Source organism: Methanosarcinales archaeon, from assembly GCA_014859725.1.
GTDB lineage: Archaea > Halobacteriota > Methanosarcinia > Methanosarcinales > Methanocomedenaceae > Kmv04.
Genome location: JACUTQ010000211.1, coordinates 1 through 3,298, shown reverse-complemented (window position 1 = coordinate 3,298; position 3,298 = coordinate 1). Strand labels below are relative to the sequence as shown.

Genomic DNA, 3,298 nt, shown 5'->3' with positions numbered 1-3,298 from the left:
CCGGATTAAGATCTTTCGATCCATGTCCAGAGATGATGGTCCTGGCATACTGGTAATAATAACCGCTGCTTTTTACGTTCTCGTAATCGCTCTTTGGACCTTTATGCCATCCCTCATCCGTGATTGTGTATATCCTGGCATCATATTCAACCGCAACAGTGTGATAGCCATCGTTGACCGGATCAAATCTTACAATAAGGCAACCATCCCCTGAATCTACTGCAAGATCATGTTTCTCGTTTACCGGATCAAAAACAGCCGCTTTCACGCCTTCAATATCGGCTAATCCATCGATTGCCATGTTATGCCCGAAGAGCACTTTACATTCAACCGTCTCTCCTACATGCACATGCTGCATATCGTGTTCAAGCCAGATCTCATGCCCGCGCACAACATCTGGTATATTTTCATCTGTCATTTAATATTCCTCCTGATAATAATTGCTAAAATCAACATGCATATCAGCGATAGAGCACCGAATCCAGGCAATGCTTGTGATATTCCAGATACACTCCCTGCAGTCGCTAATTTTGTGGTCTGCTCTGGTGTAGAAGTCGCGGCTGGAGTTTCAGTTGGAACCGGTACCATTCCAGCACCACCCGGTCCTGTGTGGTAAGAATTGGTTGATGAAGCGGTATTCAGTGGCGTAGAATTCACATTGCCGGATTCATCGATAAGAGGTACTTCCGGGCATTCAGGACAGTCTGGACACTCCAGTGTTTTTGAGGAATAGACATGACCCCAGTAACCCTTACTGGAGACTTTTAACTTTATCCAGTCGTCCAGAAGATCAATTGTTTCATCAAGCGAGCATGAAATCGTTTTGGAGTTCTTCATCTCGATCGTGTCGTTCGTGATAGAAGTTATTTCAAAATCACCAAATTCATCCCCGGTTTTAAGAATTAGCGGGGTGTCAGAATAATGTCTGACCGTCTTTAGTACAACTATATTAGAATCGGTTCCACGCAGAACTGTATCAACCTTACAGGTGAAGAGTATAACATCATCTGCGCTTCCAGGATCGGTTTTGTATTCAAAAGTATCTCCTGACCCAATCACTGTAAATTCAACAACAACACTGTTCTTGGCAAGTTCCAGTGTCACCATTTCACCATTCAGATCAATGTCGCTGACAGTGAGGGTGTAGTTCTGGTCGAGTTCCCATACATCGCCTACAGACATTGTTTTTTCATCATCACTTCCAAAACTTTTGAATATTTCTGTGAGTGTATCGGCATTATCAGGATCGAGGGAATGATACTTGCTTCCCATGAACATGATCTCTCGTTTTGGACTTTTCTTGTACAGTTTTGTCGTATACGATGCATCGCCCTGATTGATCGTTCCATTCTTTGCAAAAGAGATATTCAACCATTCATAGGACAGATCATCACCAATACGGTAGATTAATTCAGGAAAGTTGAAGCCATCCAGAAGCATCGTCGAACCGGCTTCCACAGATCCGGGAGTACCTCTAATCTCCACAGTTTTTGCACTTACCAACGTACAGTAAGATGTTAGTAGCAGAGTTGCTGCCAGAAGACATGCTAATTTTTTTGTGTTATGCTTTGTTATATTATTGTGCATATCGCTTACCCCGTGATATGTTAAACTTAGCTGCTTCAGGCGCCGATGCCGATCGAAGGTCAGCGGCTGAAGTAGTTAATGTTGATTTTTAGTGTTATTATTGTAGTATTATTTCACACCTTTTCATACTGATTTATAGGAACGTGTTAACTAATGTATTATAAATATTTTGTTTTGTATTTATTATTCTGACAAAAATTCAAAAATTAATATATTTAAATTGCAACTCCTCTTTTTTCAGTAAGATTTTCCATGCTTCCATCTCCCGTCTATTTGCTATGACATGCCTTGGAGATAGTTCAAAGGTTGATAATCTCTCATTCCAGTACTCCTTTTTCCATAATAGAAATCAAAAGGGTCATTTCATCATCATGTCCTTTAGCCTTGGGTCTAAAGCATCTCTTAATCCATCACCCAGTAAATTAAACGCCAAAACGGTGATCATTATCATCAATCCAGAAAAAATCACTATGTGTGGTGCTACCTGCAGCAAAGGTAGTCTAGCTTTTATCATCGTGCCCCATTCTGGGGTTGGAGGTTGCACTCCTAATCCAAGAAAACCTAAACCAGCAATTGATATGATTTTCCCTCCTATCCCGAGGCTTGCTACCACAACAATTGGTGCTACACAATTTGGCAGAATATGGCGAAACAGGATATAAGCATCGTTGCAACCAAGTGCCCGCGCAGATTCGATGAATTCCTTCTCTTTTATAGATAATACAGTACCCCTAACTAAACGTGCATATTTTCCCCATCCTGCTGCTGACAATGCAATTATGATATTAGGGGTGCTCGGACCCAGCATACCAACAATCGCCAATGCGAGCACAATACTCGGAAAAGCCAGTGCAATATCCGCAAATCTCATAACTATGTTATCAATCATACGGTAATAACCAGCAATCGCCCCCAGAATTGTGCCTATGCTTACCACAATCGCACTCACCGCAATTGCGATTGCTAAAGAGGTTCGTGTGCCATATACGAGTCTGCTAAATATACATCTGCCAAAATGGTCTGTACCCAGTGGGTATTCATTGTTTGGAGACGATAATCGATCTTCCAGATTTTGTTCAGCAGGATCGTGTGGAGTAACGAAAGGCGCAAAAACGGTGGTAAAGGTTAACACAATTATAATTAACCCGCCAATTAGTATACTCTTGTTTTTCATATTTCTCATGTCTCTCTTTCATATCGTATTCTCGGATCAATGAATCTGTAGGAAACATCGACAACAAGATTAATGAACACAAATATCGCTGCAATGAACAGCACACAACCCTGAGTAACTAGAAAATCTCCGGTGTATATAGACTCAACCAGGAGTCTTCCGATTCCTGGTAGCGCAAATATAGTTTCAATTATAACCGTTCCTCCAAATAGCCATCCGAATTGTAGGCCTATATATGTGATTACAGGAATCAGCGCATTTTTCAGGCTGTGTCTTCGGATAATCATTCGTTCAGCTAAACCCTTCCCCCTTGCCGTCCTGATATAATCCTGTCTTAACACCTCTAACATACTCGTTCTTGTTAATCGCGTGGTGATGGGGGCCATGCTTATCACAAGTGTTAACGCAGGTAAGAACCAATACTCAACACCTCCATAACCAGCAACAGGAAAAATATCGAAGTGTAAGGAAAAGATGATGATCAGTAGTATTGCAATGAAAAAATCTGGTATCGAAACTGTTAATAATGACCCAATC

4 protein-coding genes are annotated in these 3,298 nt (G+C 41.3%); all 4 read right to left on the bottom strand.

Translation table 11 applies throughout. The features are described 5' to 3' along the window. A partial coding sequence (locus IBX40_12205) for a DUF4198 domain-containing protein (GenBank protein ID MBE0525071.1) occupies positions 1 to 418 on the bottom strand: 418 nt, incomplete at its 3' end. Further along, positions 415 to 1,587 carry a hypothetical protein gene (locus IBX40_12200; GenBank protein ID MBE0525070.1) on the bottom strand — a complete coding sequence of 391 codons (1,173 nt, stop codon included), beginning with the start codon at positions 1,585 to 1,587 and terminating at the stop codon, positions 415 to 417. The genes IBX40_12200 and IBX40_12205, both read right to left, overlap by 4 nt. 358 nt (positions 1,588 to 1,945) lie before the next feature. Continuing rightward, complete coding sequence (locus IBX40_12195) at positions 1,946 to 2,770, bottom strand: ABC transporter permease (GenBank protein MBE0525069.1); 825 nt, start codon at positions 2,768 to 2,770, stop codon at positions 1,946 to 1,948. After that, the coding region (locus IBX40_12190; GenBank protein MBE0525068.1) for an ABC transporter permease at positions 2,767 to 3,298 on the bottom strand (532 nt) is incomplete at its 5' end. The genes IBX40_12190 and IBX40_12195, both read right to left, overlap by 4 nt.